The organism is Rhizosphaericola mali (assembly GCF_004337365.2).
Lineage (GTDB): Bacteria > Bacteroidota > Bacteroidia > Chitinophagales > Chitinophagaceae > Rhizosphaericola > Rhizosphaericola mali.
The window spans coordinates 1,483,808-1,506,128 of the sequence record NZ_CP044016.1; the positions used below are offsets into that span (position 1 = coordinate 1,483,808).

Consider the following 22,321-nt stretch of genomic DNA (forward strand, 5'->3'; position numbering starts at 1 on the left):
TTTTAAATCCCTTTAGTATGAAAAAGAAATTAAAAATATTCGCATTGAGTCTAATTGGTATCGCCGTTTTGTTGTTCGCTGTATTAATCATCCACATTATAGTAATGGTAAAAAAGGAAGGCCAAATTCCAAATGCGACAATGCAATTAGCAAGAGTAGATTTTGGACAACCTATTGATTCTTCTTCACTTATTAATATACAAAACAAAGTAAAAAATATGAAAGGTGTTAAAAATACCTACTATAACGCTAAGGCAAATATTTTAGTTTATGGGTATGATAATAGACTAAATAATGCCAAAAACATATTTAACCTAGCTATTAAAAACAATGGAGTTATTGCCCAGCCACATGTCGTCTCGTCAAAACAAGCAAATACAGGCTGTCCAGCAATGGGAGGAAATTCATTTTATTCAAAAATTACAAAAATTATCTACAAACTAGTTTATTAACATTTATCCCAATCTTTAAATTTAAAATTATGAAGTCTAAATTATTCATTATTTGTGCATCATTATTATCATTCAGTTACGTAATTTCTTCTTGTAAGAAGAGTGATGACACGATGCAGGCAGCAACCTTATATGACACTTTAGGTTGGTTTGTTCAGGGTGCTAGTTCTAGTATGTCTATTACAGGACAAGGTACTAAGTTAATCAATGATCCAGCTAATTCGGGAACTACAATTCAAGCTGGTAGATTAGCTATACGTACGGTAGTGGACTCCGCGATATTCGTAATTGCAGGTGATCCGCAAATGGATCCTTATTTTGCTACACTTTTAACGGAAGTAGGTGCAGGAAATCTAACTGGATTTACCGCACTTTCTAAAACATTTACCGACTTTTTAGAACAAGCAATTAGTGGTCAACAAATCTACAAAGGCTTGTCCATGACTGCTGCACATAACCATAGTACAAATGTACGTTTTGGATCTACAACAACGCCTACAGCAGACAGTTCTGATTTTAATCAGTTTGTATCTGATATCGCTACTGCAGCCACTACTCAAGTGGGTGTTCCTTCTGGAGTGGTTAAAGAATTAGGCGCATTACTATATACTACAGAAGGAGCAGTTGTTCAGAGTAAGTAAATGATGTGTATAAAAAGTACTATATCTTAAAATGTGTTGTTGGCTTCCCCGTTTTAGTACAAGTTAAAACTAAACTATTTTCTTTTCACCAGCCAAAGAATTTTGAAGGGGTGAGTGTAGCGCAGGCCTAGCAGAAGCGGAACGAGCCCCTTCAAAATTTGCGACCGAATTTTTGCGATAATTTACCGGTGATATTCCTCCTAATGCATAATGGGGTCGTTCATGGTTATAGTCCTTCACAAAATCATCTGTAATTGCCATTACATCTTCCAAACTTTCAAATATATAAGCATCCAATACATTTTTCCTGTAGGTTCTGTTAAAGCGTTCTATAAAACCATTCTGCATTGATTTGCCTGGTTGCATGTACTGAAAATGGATATCGTTGGACTGACTCCAGCTTTGCATCAAACCTGCAATCAATTCCGGGCCATTGTCCATGCGGATGCTTTGTGGTTTTTCGTCGCATGCTATTAAATGCTATAATACCCATTCTACTCGACAACTTTTCAAACTATAGTCCACTTCGATAAACAAAACTTCTCTGTTATAGTCGTCTATAACATTAAAACTTCTAAATTTTCTCCCATTGGATAATTCATCAATAGTAAAATCTATGTTCCATCCTTGTGTAAATCCTTGCGGAACAAATAAGGGTTACTTTTCCCGTTGCGGGAGTCGTTTCTTGCATTTTCGCCTAAGCGTTAATCCTATGGCTTTATAAATACGGTACAACTTCTTGTGGTTCACCACAACGCCTCAATTGCTAAACCGATGGAAACATTACCCAAAACCTTCCCTAGTGGGTCGTTCCGACAAGCTGCGCAAGGTTTCTATATAAGTCCTCTCGTCCTTGTCCGACTTATAATGCAAAACACTTCGGCTTATATGTAACAACTTACATGCCTTGCTCACTACCCTAGAATATTCTTTACGAAATTACTCTATCAGGGCTCTCTAGTGGCAAGGCTTTAGAGCTTTTTTTCGATGATGTATTTGGCTACGTCCAACTCCATTGCCAGATAAGGCATACATGTGCTTTAAACTTTGATTTTCCTCCTCCCGTTCCTTGATGCGTTTCATTTCACTAGCGTCCATTCCTCCATATTTCTTGCGCCAGTTATAAATGGTCACTTTGCTTACACCATATTCCCGGTTAAGTTCTTCCACACTTTTTCCGTTGGAATACTCTTTTAATACCTGGGCAATCTGTGTTGCCGTAAATTGTTGCTTCCTCATATTATACAATTTGAAATTAAACATTTTTTGTTCAATTCTTAACCGTACTAAATAAGGGGGAGCTTACAACATTAACACATGTACAGTGGGAAAAAGATATTCAAAAAAAGGTTTATAATGAATTATATAATTTATATAATGTTAGTAATTCAAAACTAAATAAAGAGCTATTGTAATAGCCCATATTAAAATATAAAAATTTATCATGAGTTTTTAATTTATCTCTTCGGTAAATTAAAATAATGAATTATGAATATATTTCTAGAATATTTGCTTAAAAATGTGGTGCTGTGAAGATATATTTCAGTTTGAAAGAAAAGTATTTATTATCCTTTCGAAAAACCTACATGCATACATTTCTAATCTGAGGAATAACACAGATATACGTTTGTGATTTTGTAAAAAGAAAATATTAGCATGTCCAAAACCGTTTAGATTATCGGTAACCTTGAAAAGGAAATCTTCGAATCCACTATCTTTTTAATCTTTAATCCATCATCCTCAAAATGGAACTTTCGTTCTTTACAATACAAATAAAAGTATAACTTTTTTTCTTAACCTAATTTAAGCCTACTACTAAATAAATAGTTTCATAATTAAATTAGAATTTTCTCTGACTTAAAAAAATAATTATATCCATACGATAGACAACTTATCCTGAGGGAGTTGTCAAGTAACAACTTCACTTGTAAAAGCACTGGTAATTAGGAAAATAGGACAAGTAGAACCATCTAAAACATACATCTCGCTATTTTGCTTCTCAATGGATGAGCGGGAGCTTTTAAAGTCATTTTTTGAATAATTAAAACTTCTTAAAGTAGAGTTTAGAATTGATGCAACAATAACATTAAAGATTTTGGAAAAGAGAATCAATACATTGTTGTTGAGGGGTGTTGAGAATGTTCAAATCACAACATTTAAGAACGCTATAGTTGGTATGCAAAATATTGAAGCAGTTTTGAAAGACACAATAAATGTATATCTTCAATGAACTAATTAATAGTGAATACGATTTATTGCCCTTTGCATTTTTATGTAGAAGACTTGTTATGTAAACTACTTTCTATAATAGTCGCTAAGTAAACACACAGCGACTCAACCCTAAACCCTTGAAATTTGTCATGAAAGTATTAAATTATTTTTTAATAGATAATAATTGTAAGTTACATGAAAGAAAATATAAAATTTACGTCATAGTGTATTTACACTAAGACTCAAGCCTAATACAGAATGGATAAATGCAAGTGTTTCTACATTTAGATTTTTTATTATGGAATATTTTCATTTAAAATGATGGAAATAAAAAAGCTCCTGAATTTTCAAGACCTAGTGCTAAAATATACAATACCGTAATTATGCTTAATAAAAATAATTATAAATATTTATATATTTGCGCACCTTCTAAATCATTAAGTGTTGGTCTGATTGTTTCTACATTCAGACCATTTTTATTGACAGTTGTTAATAATTGTTAATAATTTCATCGAATACATGTTAGTAAAATAATTAATCTATATTCACAAAGCAAAAATTAAAAAAATATCTAAGTCCGATTGTTTTTACTTTTGGGCTGTTTTTACGTAGTTAGTTTACTCCCTAATTTAAAAATCTTGCCTGTATGTTTCTACATTCGGGCATTTTTAATCTGGCTGCAAAATATTTTAAACATTGAAATATTTTTTTATGTATTCAATACCTTTGACCTTTAGTTCTCATAATCTCCATATAATCATATTGTGTCGTAAGTCTTCGAGTGTAGTTGCCTTTATATAATTATTGTGTGAAATTCTATCGATATAATCAACATAGCTTTGATATGGCTTTTAAGTAAGTAAAAGCTACATTCTATTTTTTTATAATATTAAAATATAAATATTGTTATTATATTCAATTGAAGAATATTTGCTATTGAATACTTTAAAAGGAAATTACAAGGTTTAGTTATCCGAAATTTACTGATCAAGACTTGCGACAAAAAGTGACTACTTTAAGATTTATTTAGTTTATTTAAAAAATAAAAAAGTTCCGAATAAAAATTCAGAACTTAAAACGTCAAAATATTCAAATCAATCAAATTTTCCAAATGAAGATAAAATATTTTTCCAATATAATATAGATAATTTCGATATTATCTATATTATTCAGTACTTCATTATTACAAAATTATATCATAATAAAATTTTAATATCCTATACAGATATATTATTTATACAACTACTATATAAATAATTTATCCTCATTAATTATTTAAAAATAATCTTATTATTTATTATCAAACCATTCGTCATTCACCATTAAATCAAAACTTTCATACACAGTTTCAAGTAAACCATGCCGAGGCGAATAATTAAGTAGCTTTTGGGCTTTTTCAATACTGAAATGCCCACTACGTAAAATGTTGTAGTTGATATGGTCACTATACTTTTTATCATTTATATGAACACACCATGCTTCTCAAGGCATGAATTTGATATTTTCTCATGACCAAAGTATCTGTATAAGGCCTGTGCAAAACCATATAAGGTTATCGACACTGAACCCGTCTCATGAAACGATTCGTCCAATGCAGCCTTTGGATGGGTAATTGCCTTAAAAAACACCTGTGCGACATCGTCACCATGTACGTGATGTAATGTTTCTATTTCGAAATTTGGAAGAGCAATTTCCTTTTCGTCTCTAATCTGTCCAAAAAAAATGGTAGTCATTATTACCCTGATGATTAAAGATCTCCCAACCAGCGCCAGAAATCAAAAAATGGAATTTTGATCATTTTCTTTTAATTATATAATATGTAAATTTATAGATATAATTTTGTCATTCTTAGATTTTAAAAACTCAAGATTTTTATACTTTGGATTAGGATAACTATAAAATCCTGCACAACTACTAGTACGTAGTTTACCTTTATCAACAAACTCCGTTTGAAGCCTATCAATAAGTTTTTGGAAAAAAGAATCATCTGGATACTGTTTAGCTTGTAATTTAGATGTATTAATTATCGTGTTCATCCCACTAACATCGATAATACCAAAAGAACCTATCGGCATCCATTGTTAATAACATCCAAGTTTTATCTATCATCTCTGGATCTGCTATACCATTAATCCAAAGTTTCAATGCCGCTACATTAAATGGTATTTGTAATGAGTTTAAAATTTATCCAGGTTGTCCTTTATGTAAAGAAATGGCTAACAAAATCTAAAGTCATAACAAAATACACTGATAAGAGTGCTGAAAAAGTGGAAGAAGCACTACACAAAATGCATGAAGGAAAATTAAAAATAGGGAAATCTAAAAAAATAGTTAAAAGTCCAAAGCAAGCAATAGCTATAGGAATTTCTCAAGCAGATAAACTAACAAAACCTTCTAAAAACTCCAAAACGAAAAGCTAATATCCTTTATCAATTTATAACAAAAAAGAAAGACGATGAATAAGACATACGAACAAGTAAAAAACATGATATGATAGAGTACAATTTGTATAAAGAAGCATTAGAATATTTTTTACAGACCAATGGCGCAGACATTGCGCCTAATATAAAAGAACGCATAAGGGATAATCCTGATGAATATGTTCTTTGGAGAAAGTGAAGATGGCTTAGAAGTGAGTCTGAAAGATACAAATATATATGTACTATAATATGCAAAATAAACGACCGAATTATTATATGAATTTGGTAATAATTATCAAAAAGTAAACTTAATACTAGTAAGCAAAAATAGTATTAACTTAGTAAATGCTAAAACTTGCTTATGCCAAAAGAATTACTCCTTTATATTTCTATATAAAGGGGTTTTTATTATAATCTAATAGCTTAATGAAAAATTCTAATTATAATCATTCCACCATTTTAATGGAATTTCTACATTATCAATAGAACTAACAATTAAATCTGGTTTAAATGCATAATAACCGGGTTGTTCTTTTGTTGGAATCTCCGATAGAAGCAGGATTATCGTTTAAAAAATATTTAAAAAAACTACATTATTTATTAACAACAAATTAGTTAAAATAAATAATGTAAGTTTTCAAGATTATTACAATCAAATTCGCAATTAAGTACTTAAATTATTAAACTACAAAGTATCACTGAAACTTTATCAAACTTTTTATGAGGGAATTTTACGTAAAATTTCTCTATCCCAGACTCTATGCAACTTAATAAGATCAATAAAGGTATGCTCCCAACTTTTATTTTTGCTTTCAGATACCACACCTTTATCTTCTTTTATCAGACTCTTTTCCAATAAGGATTCTGATTCCTTAGCAAAAGCTAAAACTTTACAATGACGATAAGCCTCATTGACAAACTCGTAATAATCTGGATGATCCAAAAGTATTTTTACCGATTTGCCAGATGGTGTATACACCGCGTCATAAAGAACAGAAGTGTCTGTTAAATAGGTATGTTGAATATTGGTTTTAGTTCCATCACTAAATTTTAATTCTCCCACTTTTGTACTAATCAAAATTGCTTCAGCACCTTCGGATTCTAATAATTTTGTTAAATTTGTAACGCTATGCTTATCCACACCATCAGCAACTAAGAAGGCTATTTTTCGAGTCTTTATACTATCATTTTTGTTTGATTTTACCATACTTAAGGCTTGTGAAGTTTCTTTTTCCGGTTTAGCTGTTTTAAATGGATATCCAGGAAAAATCTGTTGTGCAAATTTTATAGTTAATGGATCAAGTGTATTACTCGGTTCAATATTAAGATTTTCGCCGACTTTTTGCGCTAAAACTTTGTCGATTTGATGAAGAATAGCAACTTCTCGATTTCGTATTTTTGGATCATTTACTTTGCTTAATTCAAAACTTAAAGCATCGATTATATGCTGCTTTTCTGGTTCAGTTTGAGAATTGAAAAACAATCTTGCCTGCGTAAAATGATCCGCAAATGATAAAGATCTTTGGCGTACTTTTTCACCATCAACTTTTTGTTTGTGAGATGTAAATCCGACCTCTCCTTTTAGCATCGCATGATACGGACATCCGTCGGCTTGACTATTTGGAAAATAACTAACATTTCCCTTCAAAATATCTATTCTAGAATTACCATCTTTTTGATTATTGTGCTTTTGGTTTATAGAACGGTTTATTGGCAACTCATGAAAATTAGCCCCTCCTAATCGGTAATTTTGCGTGTCCATATAAGAAAAGACTCTTCCCTGTAACAATGGATCATCCGTCACATCAATACCAGGCACGAGTCTTCCTGGATCAAATGCAACTTGTTCAGTTTCCGCAAAGAAGTTTTCGGGATTTTTATTTAGTGTCATAGTTCCAACAATCTGAACTGGTACTAATTCTTCTGGTATTAGTTTAGTTGCATCCAAAATATCAAATGAATATTTGTGTTCATCTTCTTCTGAAATTAATTGTAAACCCAAATCCCATTGAGGAAAATCTCCATTCTCAATAGCATCCCACAAATCTTGTCTATGAAAATCTGAATTAAAGCCAGAAATCTTTTGCGCCTCATTCCAAGCTACACTATGTACGCCTAATTTAGGTTTCCAGTGAAACTTAACAAAAGTCCCTTTTCCAGATTCATTAACAAGTTTAAAGGTATGTACACCAAACCCTTCCATCATACGTAATGATCTTGGAATAGCCCTATCCGACATTACCCACATGATCATGTGTGCTGATTCTGGCATCAAGGATATAAAATCCCAAAATGTATCATGTGCAGACGCCGCCTGTGGAAATTCATTATTGGGCTCAGGCTTGACAGAATGGATAAGGTCCGGAAAATTCATAGCATCCTGTATGAAGAAAACTGGGATATTATTTCCCACCAAATCATAATTACCATCTTCCGTGTAAAATTTTACTGAGAAGCCCCTTACGTCTCTTGCTAAGTCAGTTGAGCCTTTAAATCCAGCAACAGTAGAAAATCTCGTAAAAACTGAAGTTTTTGCGCCTTTTTGGAGAAATTTTGCACAAGTATATTTAGAAATGTCTTCCTTCATTTCAAATACACCATGCGCACCACTGCCTCTTGCATGCACGACACGCTCTGGAATTCTTTCGCGATCAAAGTGCATCAGCTTATCAAAATAAATATGATCTTGTTGCAAAGATGCACCTCTTTCTCCTGCTTTTAAAGTATTATTATTGTCATAAATAGGAACTCCATCATTAGTAGTCAATAACTTATCAGTATTGTCTATTACACTTTTTTGTAATAAATCCAGCTTTGGAGTTTTTACTGGCTTTTTCATATTATCAATCATTTATTTGTACTATTTTACAACCCTATGACACAATAAGTTCACTTTTAGAGAATATTAAATAAGTTTAGGAAATCAAAAAAGTTTTAAAACTCTCTTAAATAAATAACCAAATATTTAATTAAATAATAACACTATGAAATAAAAACCAATTAAAACAGGTAGGTCTTTATAAAACCTACCTGTTAAATTACTTTGCAACATCTCTCAAATCTCTTATCGTATTGTGTTCTGCAACTATTTCCGATTGTTGACTATTAACAACGTCTAATGCTTTTCCAGATAAATAGCCGCTTTCAATAGCATCTTTATATGCCTTTTTAATTACATCTTCTCCTCGCTCAGCTTCTTCTAATATTGATTTTCTATCAGTTCCACCAAATAAACCTTTCACATCTATCCAAGCACGATGTAATGAACCGCCTACGCTAGTACCCGTTTCAGCTTTTTCTCCGTGTTCAGCTACTATTTGAGTCAGTTCTTGAGAAAATTTCCTACTCTGACCAGAATACTTTTGAAAAATTTCTTTCACCAAAATCTAAATAATTATTTGACATTTCATCTTTCTCTTCTTGTGCTTGTAGATGATTGCCATAAAAAATAAATAGAAATGCAATTATCAATATTTTAAATTTCATGAGGTATGGTTATTAAAAATAAAAAAATAATTTTTAGTTGATATATCCCGATTCTGTATATAATTTATTCATATCATTTATCAATGTACATTTTGTTGAATAGGCGATGAAAGTGACCCCGTTCCGCCAATTCAAACTGACCCCCATTCGCCAAAATTAAATTGACCCCCTATTTCCAAAGAATACTGACCCCCTAAAAAATCTAGGAGTCTATGTTGTATTGTAGCGTAAAAACTCGGAAGTTACCACTACATCAAATGGTGATTTTCGATGGCAAACAGAACAATAGAAATGTACAAGATTAGACAATTGATACGGCTATCACTTGAAGGCAGGGGAAGTAAATATATCAGTGCCAGCGTAGGAATATCGCGCAATACGGTTAAGAAGTACCTAGCATTACTACGTGGTAGTGGTTATGATGGTACCCAATTATCAGCGATGAGCGATGATCAGTTGCTGTCGCTATTGGGTGTAGCTCAGCGACCACAGTGGAGTCCCAGCCAGCGCAGTAAGGCGCTCGAGCCCTTATTGGCAGACTATGTCCGTCAACTACGCAAAAACAGAGGCGTAACCAAATGGATGTTGTATGAGCAGTACAAACAACTTTATCCAGATGGCTATAAATCTTCTCGCTTTATGGATTATCTCAATTTATACATGGGCAAGATCCGTCCATCTCTTCGGGTGGTACATAAGGCAGGCGATAAGATGTATATCGATTTTACGGGTAAAAAACTCTATATCACAGACCCTAATACAGGAGCCATTACAGCCGTAGAAGTATTTGTGGCAATATTGGGATGTAGTCAATTGACCTATGTACAAGCGGTGGCTAGTCAGAAAAAAGAAGATTTTATAGATGCCTGTGAGTCGGCACTCCATTATTTTGGTGGAGTACCTGAAGCGATCGTCCCTGACAATCTGAAATCTGCCGTTAGTAAACCGGGACGTTATGAGTCCAAGGTCAATGAAAGCTTTGCCGCATTTGCGGCTCATTACGGAACGCATGTATTCCCCACCAGAGTCTACCGTCCCAAAGACAAAGCTTTGGTGGAAGGGGCTGTAAAACTGATTTACACTTCCATATTTACCCAAATAGACAAAAGTGTATATCACACCTTGGACAACCTCAATGAGGCCATTGCTCTTCATTTGGAAAGACATAACAACCATCCGATGAGCTCTGGATTACCTAGTCGCAGGGAGCAATTTGAGACGTTGGAAAAAGATACTTTACTGCCCTTAAACGCCTACCGATACGACCCTTTGGATAGCCGTATCACCACCGTAGGTAAAAATGGATACGTGGCACTGGACTATCATTATTACAGCGTTCCGTATAAATACATTGGTAAAAAAATAAAGATCCTATATAGTAGTACCCGCGTGGAACTCTTTATAGGAAGTGAGCTTATCTGCAGGCACGCACGTAGTTACCAAAAAGAAAAATACGTACAAGATCCTGCCCACTTAGCCAGCTGGCAATCGGGGGCTGCGTCCATGTGGGATCCTAAAGCTTTTTTACAGCAAGCAGAGGCGATCTCAGAGGACCTGAAGCGGTATCTGGAAAAAGTATTGGCGCGGCCAGAATACCCTGACAAGAACCTACGTGCTTGCCAAGGGATCTTGAATATCGGTAGAAAAGTAGGTGCTTCCAGGCTCGTCAATGCTTGCAAAAGAGCCCATGAATTTGGTATCTACAACTATGGCATTATAGAAAAAATATTGAAATCCAAGGCGGACTTTATGGACGAAGATACACCTCAAAGTCAGACGGGTATCTCTATGCCAGAACATGACAATATACGCGGTGGAAAGTATTACCAATAACCGTTTAAAAAATAAAATCCATCATCCATAATAAAAATAAAACAACAATTATGAACACAAACAAAGAATGCTTAGACAAAATGAGCAGCATGCATCTCAGTGGTATGGTCAGTGCTTTTAAAACCTATATCGAACAGGATGGCTCCAGTGGTCCCAGTTATACGCAAGATGAGTTGATTCATTTTCTCATACAATCAGAATGGGAGGATCGCAGATACCGGGCTCAACAACGATCCATACGTAATGCAGGCTTCCGTTACCATGCCCAACCAGAGCAGTTGGACTATCAAGGAGATCGTGGCTTAGACCGTAATCTCGTACAAAGACTCTTGGAGGGTAGCTTTATCGATCAGGCAAGCGATGTGTTTATTACCGGTAGTACCGGTACAGGAAAAAGCTTTCTTGCTTCCGCCATTGGATATCAAGCTTGTATACTGGGATACAAAGTCTATTACGCCACTACTTCCAAATTAATGGCACAGCTAAAAGTTGCCAAAGCCGAAGGGTCTCATTTAAAAGAACTTGCCAGAATAGAAAAGGCACAGCTTTTCATTTTGGATGATTTTGGTGTACAACCGCTAGACGCGGCAGCAAGGAATCTGCTGTTGGATATCATTGAGGATCGACATGGTAAAAGATCTACAATGATTACCTCTCAATTACCCGTGGCAAAATGGCACGATATCATTGGCGAGAAAACGGTAGCAGATGCAATTTTGGATAGAATCGTACACCAAGCGATACGTATCGAACTATATGGTGAATCCCTAAGAAAGAAAAAGAAAATACAGTCCTAATTGGGCTGATATAGACTAAGTAACTTTGCACTACAAATACAACATGTTCTTTGGATAATTTTTGGGCCACATTTGGATACTAAAATACGCTTCTTTGAAAGCGTTTTTTAGGGGGTCAATTTAATTTTGGTATTAGGGGGGCAATTTCATCGGTTTTTACATGTAAGTAAATGTATTGATATTTGAGCGTACGCCAAAAACGTTCGATGTAAATATTGTCTAAACACCTTCCTTTACCATCCATCGAAATACGAATACCTTCGCCCTTTAGATATCCGACATATTGTTTGCAGGAGAACTGTACGCCCTGGTCACTATTGATAATTTCTGGTGCACCATACGTATTTACCGCTTTTTTTACCACGGACAAACTTTCTGTTGCATCCAAACTATTGGATAGTCCCCAGCCTACAATGTATCTGCTATAAACATCGATGATGGCTGTCAGATACATAAAGCCCTTTTGCATAGGTATATAGGTGATATCGATTTCCCATACCTGATTGACATGAGTGACTTCCAGATTTCTCAACAGGTAAGGATACTGATATTCGTTATAGCCTTTCCCTGTTAAATGTCTTCGGGGGGGTAAATAGGCATTATGGCGGCTTTGCGCATCAAACGTCTGACTCGCTCGTAGCTCATTATCAGTCCGTTGTCTGCTAGCATACATTTCATCGTAATCACACCGGCCGTAGGCTCGCTCTGAATATGTTTGTCCATTAAATGCATGGCTGCTATATTGGTTTTATTTTCACCGAGTGGTTGATGATAATAACTGGATCGTACGATTGATTGATAGTAGCTCACATTGCTTGCGTATACTGATCTTACTATCAGTAGTTAACAATAATCGCTTATCTAGGAGATCCCCAATCTGCGCAAACTTTTTTTTAGAAAATCTTTTTCCATTTCCAGTTCCCCGATCTTATCATAGAGCTTGGATACGTCAACTTCATTTTCTTTTTCAACGGACGTGCCGTCAAAAATAATTGCTGAATTCTCCAGAAATTCTTGCTTCCACTGCGATATCTGTGTAGGATGTAAATCAAATCTCAATGCTAACTCACTGAGCGTCTCTCGCTCTTTTAAGGCTTCTACGGCGACTCTAGCTTTGAACGACGAGTCGAATTTTCTTCTACTTTTTTTCATAATCCACTTGTTGAAAGTTACACAAAAGTTTTACTTAACAAGTGGTCCAATTTTGTAGGGGTATTATACTCTATGACCGAAATCGAGGATTATCCTTTGATTTTTATAACTTTAGTCTGTTTTTAATAAGCCTACATTAGAATATTAAATTATAAGACTGAATAAAAAACAATCAATTAAACTAAAAGAACCTTGATAATCTGTAATAACTAAGTCAGAATAAATTCTACGGACTATTTAAAGTCTACTAATCGTTTGTACTTTTATAAAGAAATATATAGTTCGATATTAAAGTTAGATTTCCATAATAAATCCTAAAATTAATCCTTTCTATGAAAATCAATTGAGTATTTTATTTTCTTTTGACCAATGGATGATTCAAGGATCCTACTTCATTTTTAATAACTTCAAATTTATCTAATTTTTCGAATAATTTAGATAAGGTTGGTATATTATAAGTTCTAGTATCAAAACTTGGATCAATCTTTCGAATATTTGCTCCCACCGCTGAAATATAGGCAGTTTCATTCTCATCTGTAGATATATCAAATGCTCTTGAAATTGTTTTACTATCTTTCTCACTAAGGAAACTATTCTTTTTGGGAAGATGCTTTTTGCTATTTTTTTGGACCTTATTATTTCCATTTCTCAACTTAGTTTCTATTATTGACTCAATTTCAATTGAGTCAATAATTTTGGGTGTTATATTTTCTGTATAAGTGAAAATATCGCAGGATTGAACAAAAGATTCAGGTGTCTTTTTTTCGCCAATACCCATTACAAATAAACCTTCTTCCCGAATTCTTTTTGCTAGTCCAGTATAATCGCTATCACTAGAAACAATACAAAAATCCCTCCACACTCTTATCATGTAAAATATCCATTGCATCTATTATCAATGCTCCATCTGTCGAATTTTTTCCTGATGTATAGGAAAATTTCTGAATTGGGCTAATGGAATGTTGATTTACTAAATTTTTCCATGAATTCATCGTTGGCGATGTCCAATCTCCGTATATTCTTCTAATTGTAGCTTTTCCATATTTTGAAACTTCTTCAATTGTTTCTTTTAACAATTTCGCTTGTGCATTATCGCCGTCAATTAAAATTGCAATATTAAATTTCTTATCACTCATAATATTTTTAGACATAATTATTTTTTTATAAGAGGTAACTAATGGAGATCTTATTTTTATTTGGAGAATATAAAGTTTGTTGTTTAAACATTTCAAAATTCCATTTAATTAATTCCCTAAGATTAATTAAATATACTGCTAGATACTTTGTGATGACTCATTTTGATATCTACAATTTTTAATACTAGATTAATTTCCATTAATTGAGTTTAGGAAAAAATGACGTGTATTATTTGTAAAAATGTTAATTAATCATTTCGTTTCAACTAAAATGCTAAATAGCTGTTTATAAATTTATATAAAAAAATATCATTATGAAACGTAAAGCACTTGCAGTATGGAAAGGGGCACTCAAAGACGGAAAAGGGAATCTAACAACGGATAGCGGAGTTCTAAATAATACTCCATATTCATTTCATACTAGGTTTGAAGACGAAAAAGGAACAAATCCCGAGGAATTATTAGCAGCGGCGCATTCTGGATGCTTCACTATGCAACTTAGTGCTAATCTAACAGAAGCAGGACATACTCCAGAAGAGTTGAAAACTCAATCAACTATCATATTTGAAAATGGAGTAATTGTGAGATCGGAATTAAGCCTAGAAGCAAAAGTTCCTAGTATATCAGAAGATGAATTTCAAAAATTAGCAAAGCATGCGGAAGAAAATTGTCCAGTGAGTAAATCATTCAATTTTGAAATTACACTAGATGCAAAATTAGTATCTTAAGGTTTTATTTTTTTAAAAAGTCCGCAATTTTTGCGGACTTTTAATTTTTATATTCAATTCAATAGTAGTAGCATCATTAATTTAAAAAATTGATTTTACAATTTATTTTTCCGCCGCAAAAGCTCAAACTGAAAAAGCATTAAGCATAGATTATTCAGCACCCAGTTCGTAATGAATTTAATTCGTTTTTTCAAGTCATACTTGAATGTAGCAAAGTACGCTGCATCTAAAATTCTATTCCTTGCATTTTCAATAATTAGTTTGTTGTTAATATTTAATTCCTCTTTCCAGTTAAGATGATATTTTGAATTGTATTTTCTTTCAAATATTTGAATAGACAACATTCTAGCACTATACTTGTTATAAAACCAAATAATCAAATCAATGTAATAATGGGTAATTTCAAATTAATACCATCTCTTGGATTAGGTGGCGTAGCAATAGGAACCGGATTTGCTGATATCACAGACGAACAAGCAAATAATATATTACAAGAAGCCTGGGACAATGGTATTCGCTATTATGACACTTCACCATGGTACGGTTTAACGAAAAGTGAAAGACGATTTGGTAATTTTTTACAAACCCAAAAAAGAGAAGATTTTTTATTTTCCACAAAAATTGGAAGACTTTTTTCGCCAGTTGAAGAAAGTCTAGTACCTCCTACTATGTGGAAAAACCCCTTAAATTTTGACTATAAACATGATTATAGTGAAGATGGGACAAAAAGATCAATCGAAGAAAGTTTGAAAAGAACAGGCTTAGACTTTATTGACATCATATATGTACATGACCTTTCAGAAGATCAAGTCGGAGATCGCTATGATTATTTTTTACAACAAGCAGAAAAAGGTGCATTTAAAGTATTGTCAGACTATCGATCTCAAGGAATTATAAATGCGTGGGGCATGGGAGTAAACAAAATTGAACCTATTTTGGATTGCATGAATTTAGCAGATCCAGATATTTGTCTTTCTGCAACACAATATTCTATTTTAGAGCATGAAGATGCTGTGGATCGATTATTGCCAGAAGTAAGAAAGAATGGTGTTCAGCTAGTTTCTGGTGCAGGGTATAATTCTGGTTTTATTAATGGGAAAAATAGATATAACTACAAATCTATTATACCTAAAGGAATGGTTAGTAAAAGAGATCGAATTTCTACTATAGCACAAAAATACAATACTGATATTGTTACGCTCGCCATGCATTTTATCCTAGCCGCTTCCGAATTTTCTACGATTATACCTGGAGCGAGCTCTACAAAACAAGTAACCGATAACATAAGAGCATTAAATTATATAGTTCCAATAGAAATTTGGAAGGAATTGAAAGAAGAGGGTTTGATTTACCAAAATGCACAAACACCTACATAAATTTAATTACAACTCTTTGTTGCATAGGAATAGTATTGAGTATTGTATTTGTAAACAACTATCAATAAAATGAAAAATAAAAAAAAATATATAGCCTTGGGAACCCTTGCTTTGGGCACAACAATCGCTATAGCATCGGCTCAAGTAAAATCTAGAAATGATGTGATAGAACATTTGGACGTTAAAAAATATATGGGTAAATGGTATGAAATAGCCCGCGTTGAGAACAAATTTGAAAAAGGGCTTTACAACGTAACCGCGGAATATCAATTGCAGAAAAATGGTACTATCAGAGTCCAAGATTCTGGTTATTCTCAAAAGAAAAACAAAAGAGAACAAGCAATAGGGAAAACTAAATTTACAAGTAAAGAAAGTAATGGTGGTTTAAAAGTTTCTTTTTTCGGTCCATTTTATAGTGCCTACAACATTGTTCAATTAGATGAAAATTATAAATATGCACTAATATTTGGCAAAAACAGTAAATATCTTTGGATTTTATCTAGAGAAAAAAATGTTCCGTCTAATATCAAACAGAAATATTTAAACTACGCAAGCGATAATGGATATGATACTACAAAACTAGTATGGAACTAATTTATGGCTTTACAAGTTAAAAATAATAAGAGTGCTTTTCTTCATGCTAAAAAAGCACTCTATTTTTATTATAGTCCATTGGCTCTCAGATTCGCTAATCTAGCTTACATCTCTACACAAGCCCCTTCATGTAGTATTTCCCAATTGTTTTGGTAGTTCCCCCTCTAAAATCATAGTTTAACAAGTTTGTTTCTTTATTTCTGCTATTGGATAACCAAGCATTATTTAATAACTTTTCATAGGCATCTACATACTTTCTATTTTTGTCTATTTTATAAAGTTCAATTAATCCTCTAAGCAATATTGCACGAAACCATACATGTCCATCTGGATCGATTGTATTAAATCCAGAACCTAGAGTATATGACTGGAAATAACTACCCCATTGTCCAAAAATAGAAGATGCGATATCTTGAGCATCTTTTAAATGAGTATTATCGCCTATGATATTATACAGCAAAGCTACCGCTTGAATTGCTTGTCCTGAATTATAGGTATATTTAGTTTTACCAATATTAATTACTTTGTTTCCATTGCCATCCAATCCATAGCTCATATTATCCCAATATAAATAATCCGTAGGGTCTTGTAATTTTGTTTTTACCCATTTGTAAATGTCTTTTGCTTTAGGAACTTCACATTTATTACTATCCTCTGGTTTGCAGCATTTTAATCCAGAAGGTTAGGTTATAGGTCATTATCTAATGCGACATATGAATTCTATTATTTTCGGAATTTTCTACGGTATCGCAGATAAAGAAGGCCGTTTTCATAAACAATTAGCGATTTTGGATTATTATTTTGGACATCCAGACTTCCCAGAGTTTAATAAACTAGGTAGTCTACAACAAATGCCTACTCCCTCCCCTAGTATAGTAGAAAACGAACTTAAAGGAGTTATTGGAAAGGTCCTCAGTCCTGCCCTAAAGTTATTGAGTGGCTTACTTGCAATAGTCGAAGATCAACCACAATTTAAAAACGGCTTGTCTTGCCGTGAGATATTAGGTAATTCTTTTTCCAATAAATGGAATCTATCATATCCTGTTGAAATTAAAAATATAATCTGAGCCCTCCAACGCCCACCAATTATGGCTAAAGACGAATTAAGTTTACATATTTTAAATAAAAACCGTTCATTCACTGCATTGGTTGAAGTCTCTTTGCGCATTGTTTTCCTATTTAACCTCACAATTTTGTTCGTTATTGAATACGACAAAACGATTAATGAATTTTGCATTAAAAATAATCATTATGAATACAACAACAGACAAACTAATTTTGGAATCGGAATATTTATCAAGACCTAATACCATTTTAATATTCAAGCCCAATAATTACGATAAAACTATAAAATATCCCTTGGTTTATTTGCTAAATGGTTATAGCGAAGATTTTTACAATGGTCACAAATGACTGATTTACAGAAATTAGCAGATCAATATGAAATGATTATTGTTACTCCAGACGGCTTTGATTCTTTTTATACAAATAGTGTTAGCAATAAAAAAATGCAATGGGAAAGTTTCTTTTTTCAAGATCTCGTTCCAAAAATTCATGAGTTATTTAGTATAAACAATAAAAATATTTTTATAACTGGTTCAAGTTCGGGTGGTTATGGTGCATTGCGACTATTTTTTATATCAAGACTATTTCAACACAGCAGCATCAACGAGTGGTGCGTTAGAACTAGACTATAATATATTCAAAGAAACTCGTTGTACATTTAGGCAATATTTATTTTTAGGCTATTTAAGTTCCGTTTAAAAACGTTTTTGTTTAAGAATTGTATGATAGTAGTGGCGGTTATTTTGTTCAGTATTCTAGTTTTGAATCCATTAAAAGATTTAGCGAAATTTCTTTGAATCATAAACTGTCCACATAGTTGAGAGAAAAAAGTTTCGATTCTTTTCCTAGTTTTTCTGATGATATGTGGCTGAGTACTATAGTTGTGTTGGTTGGTTCTCATGGGTACTTCCAACTGAATGTTCACCTGTCTAAACAGATCCAGTTGTTGAGTATTGGTAATGTATCCTTTGTCACCAATAATGGTACAGTCTTGCATTTCTGCTTGTACATCCTTCAAAAAATATAGATCATATACAGCACCACAAGTCATATCAAAATGCTGAACTACACTGCCGGCAGAAATGATAGAATGGATCTTGTATCCGTAAAACCAAAGATTCTGTCAAGCACAGAAACCTTTGGATGGAGCAGTTTCGAATTCTTCTTTGCAGATCGTTGAACGACCAACCCTCGACATTTTGCAAATATCCAAGGGCATACTGTCTACAACAAAAAAACGTTCACCGTCATTGAATACACCCGCAATGTGCTGGCGGACTTGTTCTGTCAAAGAAACAACATCTTTCTTCTTCTATTGAATACGGATCTATCAATTTTAAACTCCAAAATTGAGCCTTTTAACATCCTAAACAATTGATTTTCAGAATCTATACTCATAAACTCTACCGTTAATGCTAATGAGATGCATTCCATATTCAATAGCTTAGGGTGGCGAATTTGCAAATAAGGATGGTAGTTTATGGGAAAAGACGCTAAGGTTTTAAGAATTATTTCGTAGTTTTGAATAAGATGGTTCATTGTATTTAATATACTGGTAATCAATTAAATATACAACTTTTGTTGAAAAATGAACCATCTTTTCTTTATTTTCCCTAAATGCACAACGGGTTCAAAGAAATAAGTCAATATGTATGGAAATCAAATAGATTGATAAATCATGTGGAAATCACATTTGGCGATCCTAATGAATGGCAAAAAAATTATATTATTGAAATTTTAGAAAGAAACAAAGTTGAGAAACCATTTCTGATCGATTGTGGAACAGAAGACATGGTTTATCCCTTTTCTATCAACTTAAAATCACTATGTGAAAGCTTAAAAATTCCTATAACTTTTATTTCACAACCAGGTAATCATGATGAAAACTATTGGAAAAATTCAATAGAACAACATTTTTTATACTTTAAAAGACAATTAATAAATTTGACAGTAATTTGAAATAATAAAAATAAACATTACGGTCTTTTCTAGACGCAAATTTGTGTTATGATATTTTATTTCAAGTATTTAAATTTATATTCATTAAGAATGTACGAACAACTTGCGTTAAGAAAAAAATGATATTTGAACCAACTATATAATTTCCTGTTAAGAAATGATATGTTTTTTATTACAAGAAAAAAGCAATGAAGGAGAAATTTAATAAGATTCCACAATATAGCATTACCAATTTTAGGCATGTTCATCGGCTAACATATACAAGTTCTTCATTTGGGAATAATATTCCCGATAAGACTAGACTTGTGGAAGGATTTGAAATATATTCTGGAGAGGGTATGGTGCATACAAAAGGCCCTCTAAAATCCAATTTTTATCGAATGGGGATAACTGTAAACGGTTCCCTTGATATGGGAATTGGTTTAAACAAATATAATCATCAACCAGGTACCTTGTCGTTTACCTTCCCAAATCAAGTCTTTTCAACTTATAATGTATCCGACGACATTACGGGATATTACCTTTTTTTTAGTGATACCTTTTTATCTGACATTATTCCATCCGTTAAAATTGTTGACGAGTTTCCATTTTTTTATATTTCCGGAACCGCTGCTTTCCAAATAACAAATGAAGAGTTGGAAAAAATCCTTGTTATAGTAAACAATATCAATCTTGAATTGGATCAACATCAAACGGGTAGAGATACAGCCATTAAAATGTATCTCTACTTAATGCTACTTGAAGCCAAAAGAAGTTATGAGCGCCAAAAATTAGAAGATAATGAGTATTGTTCTTATGACAATTATAAGTTATTCAATAGATTTATTAAGTTGGTAAATGAATATTTTTTAACTAAAAGACTGGTTAAAGAATATGCCCAAATGCTTGGCGTTGGAGCGAATCATTTAAATAGAATTGTAAAAGAAAATATGGGCATAACAGCTTCAAAGGCAATAAAAGAAATGATATTACAAGAAGCTAAATCATTACTTAAATACACAGATAATTCCGTTGCCGAAATTGCATATCAATTAGACTTTTCTGATCCAACTTCATTTAATCGTTTTTTCAAAGATGGGACAAATGAAACTCCTCTAGTTTATAGATCAAAGAATACTTAGGTCAATAAAAAGCATAATCTAGTCAATTTATTATTTCTAATTCATTCCAATTTTGCATTTTGTTATTAATTAACGCAGAATAAAATTGATATGAAACGTAGAAGTTTTGTAATAAATACAGCATTGACTGCTTTCGGCACAATAATGTATAATCCTCCTAAGGTCTTAGGTGCACAATTAAATCAAACTATAAAAAATGAAAGCTTTATGAATATTGAGCTGCCAGAAGGAATTCGAGAACGTTATATTGATGACGTTAATGGTCTCAAAATACATGTTTTAGAAGCTGGTTTCGAAACGCAAAATCGTCCTTCGATTCTTCTAATACACGGCTTTCCTGAACTTGCGTATAGTTGGCGTAAGATTATGGTTCCATTGTCGGATCTTGGCTACCATGTCATTGCTTATGATCAGCGCGGTTATGGCCGTACCACAGGTTGGGACGATAGATATGATGGAGACTATGCATCATTTAGAACACATGAACTGGCTAGAGATGCATTAGGTCTAGTGATGGCTCTTGGTTTTAAATCGGTACATTCGGTAATTGGTCATGATGTCGGAGCAATGGTAGCGGCTTATTGTGCATTAGTAAGGCCAGATGTTTTCCAATCTTTAATTCTCCTAAGTTGCCCCTTTGGAGGTGTGCCTGAATTACCATTCGATATTAAAGATAACACTCCAAAAGATCAGAAAGATTCGCATCCCAAAGTAGATCCCCTTTCTACATTACCGATACCTAAAATAGATAGTACATCCTATTTTTCGACACGTAATGCCAATGACGATATGTTAAATTGCAAACAAGGATTGCATGATTTTCAAAGAGCTTACTTTTATGTTAAAAGTGCTGATTGGAAAGAAAATAAACCATTTGCATTGACTTCGTTAAGTGCCGAGGAACTTGCAAAACAACCAATGTATTATGTTTTAGATAAAGGTAAAACTATGCCGGAAGAAGTAGCTCCTTATATGCCTTCAGAGATTTCAATAGCTTCTTGTAAATGGTTACCAGAAAATGAACTTGACATGTATACAAGTGAATTTACGCGTACAGGTTTTCAGGGTGGACTAAATTGGTATAGATGCAATACCGGAGGTCTTAATAGAGCAGATTTGGAACTCTTTTCAGGACATACTATTGATATTCCATCTTGCTTTATTACTGGAGTTGCCGATTGGGCAACTTATCGCCCAATGGGTGCATTAGAACAAATGCAACAAAAGGCTTGTACTAAATTGTTAGACTTTCATTTTGTTAAAGAGGCGGGACATTGGATACAGCAGGAACGACCAGAAATTTTAACACAATTGATTGCCTGTTTTTTAAACAAAATTTAATAAGTATTT

Annotated in this window: 27 protein-coding genes and 1 pseudogene; 15 read left to right on the forward strand and 13 right to left on the reverse strand. The window is 33.2% G+C overall.

Annotation, left to right across the window (positions count from 1 at the left end):
• The first annotated feature begins 17 nt into the window (after nt 1–17).
• The gene (locus E0W69_RS06410; protein ID WP_131329201.1) at nt 18–452 is read left to right on the forward strand and encodes a hypothetical protein; all 435 of its coding nucleotides are present in this window, start codon (nt 18–20) and stop codon (nt 450–452) included.
• A gap of 29 nt (nt 453–481) precedes the next feature.
• Nucleotides 482–1,093, forward strand: coding sequence for a globin family protein (locus E0W69_RS06415; RefSeq protein ID WP_131329202.1), 612 nt, complete (start codon nt 482–484; stop codon nt 1,091–1,093).
• 69 nt (nt 1,094–1,162) lie between these two features.
• Here E0W69_RS06415 and E0W69_RS20790 read toward each other — a convergent pair whose 3' ends face one another.
• From E0W69_RS20790 to E0W69_RS06425, 3 genes are all read right to left on the reverse strand, one after another.
• Entirely contained in the window at nt 1,163–1,534 is a 372-nt protein-coding gene (locus E0W69_RS20790) for an integrase core domain-containing protein (RefSeq protein ID WP_407690699.1), read from the reverse strand.
• A 516-nt stretch (nt 1,535–2,050) separates the two neighbouring features.
• Nucleotides 2,051–2,332 (reverse strand): transposase, encoded by a 282-nt coding sequence (locus tag E0W69_RS20795; protein ID WP_407690700.1) that lies wholly within the window; start codon nt 2,330–2,332, stop codon nt 2,051–2,053.
• Nucleotides 2,333–5,112: 2,780 nt separating this feature from the next.
• Nucleotides 5,113–5,379 (reverse strand): hypothetical protein, encoded by a 267-nt coding sequence (locus E0W69_RS06425; RefSeq protein ID WP_131329203.1) that lies wholly within the window; start codon nt 5,377–5,379, stop codon nt 5,113–5,115.
• Nucleotides 5,380–5,475: 96 nt separating this feature from the next.
• Here E0W69_RS06425 and E0W69_RS06430 point away from each other — a divergent pair, with 96 nt between their 5' ends.
• Nucleotides 5,476–5,724 carry a DUF6496 domain-containing protein gene (locus E0W69_RS06430; RefSeq protein ID WP_225321420.1) on the forward strand — a complete coding sequence of 83 codons (249 nt, stop codon included), beginning with the start codon at nt 5,476–5,478 and terminating at the stop codon, nt 5,722–5,724.
• Between the two features lie 70 nt (nt 5,725–5,794).
• Nucleotides 5,795–5,923, forward strand: a complete 129-nt coding sequence (locus tag E0W69_RS20675; protein WP_255478221.1) for a hypothetical protein — start codon at nt 5,795–5,797, stop codon at nt 5,921–5,923.
• Between the two features lie 519 nt (nt 5,924–6,442).
• Here the strand turns inward: E0W69_RS20675 and E0W69_RS06435 are convergent.
• Nucleotides 6,443–8,563 carry a catalase gene (locus E0W69_RS06435; RefSeq protein ID WP_131329204.1) on the reverse strand — a complete coding sequence of 707 codons (2,121 nt, stop codon included), beginning with the start codon at nt 8,561–8,563 and terminating at the stop codon, nt 6,443–6,445.
• Nucleotides 8,564–8,762: 199 nt separating this feature from the next.
• Nucleotides 8,763–9,104, reverse strand: a complete 342-nt coding sequence (locus E0W69_RS06440) for a PA2169 family four-helix-bundle protein (protein WP_225321482.1) — start codon at nt 9,102–9,104, stop codon at nt 8,763–8,765.
• Between the two features lie 397 nt (nt 9,105–9,501).
• On the opposite strand from E0W69_RS06440, the gene istA reads away from it, so the two are divergent.
• Nucleotides 9,502–11,043 (forward strand): IS21 family transposase, encoded by a 1,542-nt coding sequence (gene istA / locus E0W69_RS06445; RefSeq protein ID WP_225321483.1) that lies wholly within the window; start codon nt 9,502–9,504, stop codon nt 11,041–11,043.
• Between the two features lie 50 nt (nt 11,044–11,093).
• The gene (gene istB / locus E0W69_RS06450) at nt 11,094–11,840 is read left to right on the forward strand and encodes an IS21-like element helper ATPase IstB (RefSeq protein ID WP_131329207.1); all 747 of its coding nucleotides are present in this window, start codon (nt 11,094–11,096) and stop codon (nt 11,838–11,840) included.
• A 115-nt stretch (nt 11,841–11,955) separates the two neighbouring features.
• On the opposite strand, the gene E0W69_RS20800 is transcribed toward istB, so the two are convergent.
• The 5 genes from E0W69_RS20800 to E0W69_RS20560 all read right to left on the reverse strand — a co-directional run bounded on the left by E0W69_RS20800 (nt 11,956) and on the right by E0W69_RS20560 (nt 14,143).
• On the reverse strand, nt 11,956–12,309 hold the full coding sequence (locus tag E0W69_RS20800; RefSeq protein WP_407690706.1) for a transposase: 354 nt from the start codon (nt 12,307–12,309) through the stop codon (nt 11,956–11,958).
• 101 nt (nt 12,310–12,410) lie between these two features.
• Complete coding sequence (locus tag E0W69_RS20805) at nt 12,411–12,572, reverse strand: IS3 family transposase (RefSeq protein ID WP_407690701.1); 162 nt, start codon at nt 12,570–12,572, stop codon at nt 12,411–12,413.
• A 129-nt stretch (nt 12,573–12,701) separates the two neighbouring features.
• A complete protein-coding gene (locus E0W69_RS06460) occupies nt 12,702–12,992 on the reverse strand; it encodes a transposase (protein WP_131329209.1) in 291 nt (96 codons plus the stop codon).
• 352 nt (nt 12,993–13,344) lie between these two features.
• Nucleotides 13,345–13,863, reverse strand: a complete 519-nt coding sequence (locus E0W69_RS20680; RefSeq protein WP_255478222.1) for an NYN domain-containing protein — start codon at nt 13,861–13,863, stop codon at nt 13,345–13,347.
• Nucleotides 13,826–14,143, reverse strand: a complete 318-nt coding sequence (locus E0W69_RS20560; protein WP_255478223.1) for an NYN domain-containing protein — start codon at nt 14,141–14,143, stop codon at nt 13,826–13,828. The genes E0W69_RS20680 and E0W69_RS20560 overlap by 38 nt, the downstream gene beginning before the upstream one ends.
• A 299-nt stretch (nt 14,144–14,442) precedes the next feature.
• Here E0W69_RS20560 and E0W69_RS06470 point away from each other — a divergent pair, with 299 nt between their 5' ends.
• From E0W69_RS06470 to E0W69_RS06480, 3 genes are all read left to right on the forward strand, one after another.
• Nucleotides 14,443–14,856 (forward strand): OsmC family protein, encoded by a 414-nt coding sequence (locus E0W69_RS06470; protein WP_131329210.1) that lies wholly within the window; start codon nt 14,443–14,445, stop codon nt 14,854–14,856.
• 392 nt (nt 14,857–15,248) lie between these two features.
• Nucleotides 15,249–16,232, forward strand: coding sequence for an aldo/keto reductase (locus tag E0W69_RS06475; protein ID WP_131329211.1), 984 nt, complete (start codon nt 15,249–15,251; stop codon nt 16,230–16,232).
• Between the two features lie 69 nt (nt 16,233–16,301).
• Nucleotides 16,302–16,826, forward strand: a complete 525-nt coding sequence (locus tag E0W69_RS06480) for a lipocalin family protein (RefSeq protein WP_131329212.1) — start codon at nt 16,302–16,304, stop codon at nt 16,824–16,826.
• Between the two features lie 112 nt (nt 16,827–16,938).
• On the opposite strand, the gene E0W69_RS06485 is transcribed toward E0W69_RS06480, so the two are convergent.
• Nucleotides 16,939–17,442, reverse strand: a complete 504-nt coding sequence (locus tag E0W69_RS06485; RefSeq protein ID WP_131329213.1) for a glycoside hydrolase family 76 protein — start codon at nt 17,440–17,442, stop codon at nt 16,939–16,941.
• 97 nt (nt 17,443–17,539) lie between these two features.
• Here E0W69_RS06485 and E0W69_RS20685 point away from each other — a divergent pair, with 97 nt between their 5' ends.
• The gene (locus E0W69_RS20685; protein WP_255478224.1) at nt 17,540–17,893 is read left to right on the forward strand and encodes a hypothetical protein; all 354 of its coding nucleotides are present in this window, start codon (nt 17,540–17,542) and stop codon (nt 17,891–17,893) included.
• Here E0W69_RS20685 and E0W69_RS20810 read toward each other — a convergent pair.
• On the reverse strand, nt 17,788–18,063 hold the full coding sequence (locus E0W69_RS20810) for a winged helix-turn-helix transcriptional regulator (protein WP_407690702.1): 276 nt from the start codon (nt 18,061–18,063) through the stop codon (nt 17,788–17,790). The genes E0W69_RS20685 and E0W69_RS20810 overlap by 106 nt on opposite strands.
• Nucleotides 18,064–18,077: 14 nt before the next feature.
• Between E0W69_RS20810 and E0W69_RS20565 the strand changes: the two genes are divergently transcribed.
• Together E0W69_RS20565 and E0W69_RS20570 are read left to right on the forward strand one after the other, a co-directional pair.
• The gene (locus E0W69_RS20565; RefSeq protein WP_225321421.1) at nt 18,078–18,239 is read left to right on the forward strand and encodes a hypothetical protein; all 162 of its coding nucleotides are present in this window, start codon (nt 18,078–18,080) and stop codon (nt 18,237–18,239) included.
• Complete coding sequence (locus E0W69_RS20570) at nt 18,236–18,523, forward strand: alpha/beta hydrolase-fold protein (RefSeq protein ID WP_225321422.1); 288 nt, start codon at nt 18,236–18,238, stop codon at nt 18,521–18,523. The genes E0W69_RS20565 and E0W69_RS20570 overlap by 4 nt, the downstream gene beginning before the upstream one ends.
• 26 nt (nt 18,524–18,549) lie before the next feature.
• Here E0W69_RS20570 and E0W69_RS06500 read toward each other — a convergent pair.
• Nucleotides 18,550–19,430: pseudogene (locus E0W69_RS06500) on the reverse strand (IS982 family transposase).
• Between the two features lie 141 nt (nt 19,431–19,571).
• Here E0W69_RS06500 and E0W69_RS06505 point away from each other — a divergent pair.
• The 3 genes from E0W69_RS06505 (at nt 19,572) to E0W69_RS06515 (ending at nt 22,312) form a co-directional block, all read left to right on the forward strand.
• Nucleotides 19,572–19,850, forward strand: coding sequence for a hypothetical protein (locus E0W69_RS06505; protein WP_131329215.1), 279 nt, complete (start codon nt 19,572–19,574; stop codon nt 19,848–19,850).
• Nucleotides 19,851–20,038: 188 nt separating this feature from the next.
• On the forward strand, nt 20,039–20,971 hold the full coding sequence (locus E0W69_RS06510) for an AraC family transcriptional regulator (RefSeq protein ID WP_131329216.1): 933 nt from the start codon (nt 20,039–20,041) through the stop codon (nt 20,969–20,971).
• Between the two features lie 90 nt (nt 20,972–21,061).
• Nucleotides 21,062–22,312 carry an alpha/beta fold hydrolase gene (locus E0W69_RS06515; RefSeq protein ID WP_225321423.1) on the forward strand — a complete coding sequence of 417 codons (1,251 nt, stop codon included), beginning with the start codon at nt 21,062–21,064 and terminating at the stop codon, nt 22,310–22,312.
• Nucleotides 22,313–22,321 lie beyond the last annotated feature (9 nt).

What these genes read in the sequence shown, in the direction of transcription:
- E0W69_RS20795 (WP_407690700.1), bottom strand. Translation starts at nt 2,332, where the DNA reads ATGAGGAAGCAACAATTTACGGCAACACAGATTGCCCAGGTATTAAAA.
- E0W69_RS06480 (WP_131329212.1), top strand. Translation starts at nt 16,302, where the DNA reads ATGAAAAATAAAAAAAAATATATAGCCTTGGGAACCCTTGCTTTGGGC.
- E0W69_RS20675 (WP_255478221.1), top strand. Translation starts at nt 5,795, where the DNA reads ATGATAGAGTACAATTTGTATAAAGAAGCATTAGAATATTTTTTACAG.
- E0W69_RS20810 (WP_407690702.1), bottom strand. Translation starts at nt 18,063, where the DNA reads ATGCAAAATTCATTAATCGTTTTGTCGTATTCAATAACGAACAAAATT.
- E0W69_RS06470 (WP_131329210.1), top strand. Translation starts at nt 14,443, where the DNA reads ATGAAACGTAAAGCACTTGCAGTATGGAAAGGGGCACTCAAAGACGGA.
- E0W69_RS20565 (WP_225321421.1), top strand. Translation starts at nt 18,078, where the DNA reads ATGAATACAACAACAGACAAACTAATTTTGGAATCGGAATATTTATCA.
- E0W69_RS20790 (WP_407690699.1), bottom strand. Translation starts at nt 1,534, where the DNA reads ATGGACAATGGCCCGGAATTGATTGCAGGTTTGATGCAAAGCTGGAGT.
- istA (WP_225321483.1), top strand. Translation starts at nt 9,502, where the DNA reads ATGTACAAGATTAGACAATTGATACGGCTATCACTTGAAGGCAGGGGA.
- E0W69_RS06515 (WP_225321423.1), top strand. Translation starts at nt 21,062, where the DNA reads ATGAAACGTAGAAGTTTTGTAATAAATACAGCATTGACTGCTTTCGGC.
- E0W69_RS20570 (WP_225321422.1), top strand. Translation starts at nt 18,236, where the DNA reads ATGACTGATTTACAGAAATTAGCAGATCAATATGAAATGATTATTGTT.
- E0W69_RS20805 (WP_407690701.1), bottom strand. Translation starts at nt 12,572, where the DNA reads ATGCATTTAATGGACAAACATATTCAGAGCGAGCCTACGGCCGGTGTG.
- E0W69_RS06475 (WP_131329211.1), top strand. Translation starts at nt 15,249, where the DNA reads ATGGGTAATTTCAAATTAATACCATCTCTTGGATTAGGTGGCGTAGCA.
- istB (WP_131329207.1), top strand. Translation starts at nt 11,094, where the DNA reads ATGAACACAAACAAAGAATGCTTAGACAAAATGAGCAGCATGCATCTC.
- E0W69_RS06430 (WP_225321420.1), top strand. Translation starts at nt 5,476, where the DNA reads ATGAGTTTAAAATTTATCCAGGTTGTCCTTTATGTAAAGAAATGGCTA.
- E0W69_RS06460 (WP_131329209.1), bottom strand. Translation starts at nt 12,992, where the DNA reads ATGAAAAAAAGTAGAAGAAAATTCGACTCGTCGTTCAAAGCTAGAGTC.
- E0W69_RS20800 (WP_407690706.1), bottom strand. Translation starts at nt 12,309, where the DNA reads ATGCAAAAGGGCTTTATGTATCTGACAGCCATCATCGATGTTTATAGC.
- E0W69_RS06510 (WP_131329216.1), top strand. Translation starts at nt 20,039, where the DNA reads ATGAAGGAGAAATTTAATAAGATTCCACAATATAGCATTACCAATTTT.
- E0W69_RS20560 (WP_255478223.1), bottom strand. Translation starts at nt 14,143, where the DNA reads ATGTCTAAAAATATTATGAGTGATAAGAAATTTAATATTGCAATTTTA.
- E0W69_RS06425 (WP_131329203.1), bottom strand. Translation starts at nt 5,379, where the DNA reads ATGCCGATAGGTTCTTTTGGTATTATCGATGTTAGTGGGATGAACACG.
- E0W69_RS20685 (WP_255478224.1), top strand. Translation starts at nt 17,540, where the DNA reads ATGAATTCTATTATTTTCGGAATTTTCTACGGTATCGCAGATAAAGAA.
- E0W69_RS06410 (WP_131329201.1), top strand. Translation starts at nt 18, where the DNA reads ATGAAAAAGAAATTAAAAATATTCGCATTGAGTCTAATTGGTATCGCC.
- E0W69_RS20680 (WP_255478222.1), bottom strand. Translation starts at nt 13,863, where the DNA reads ATGATAAGAGTGTGGAGGGATTTTTGTATTGTTTCTAGTGATAGCGAT.
- E0W69_RS06435 (WP_131329204.1), bottom strand. Translation starts at nt 8,563, where the DNA reads ATGAAAAAGCCAGTAAAAACTCCAAAGCTGGATTTATTACAAAAAAGT.
- E0W69_RS06415 (WP_131329202.1), top strand. Translation starts at nt 482, where the DNA reads ATGAAGTCTAAATTATTCATTATTTGTGCATCATTATTATCATTCAGT.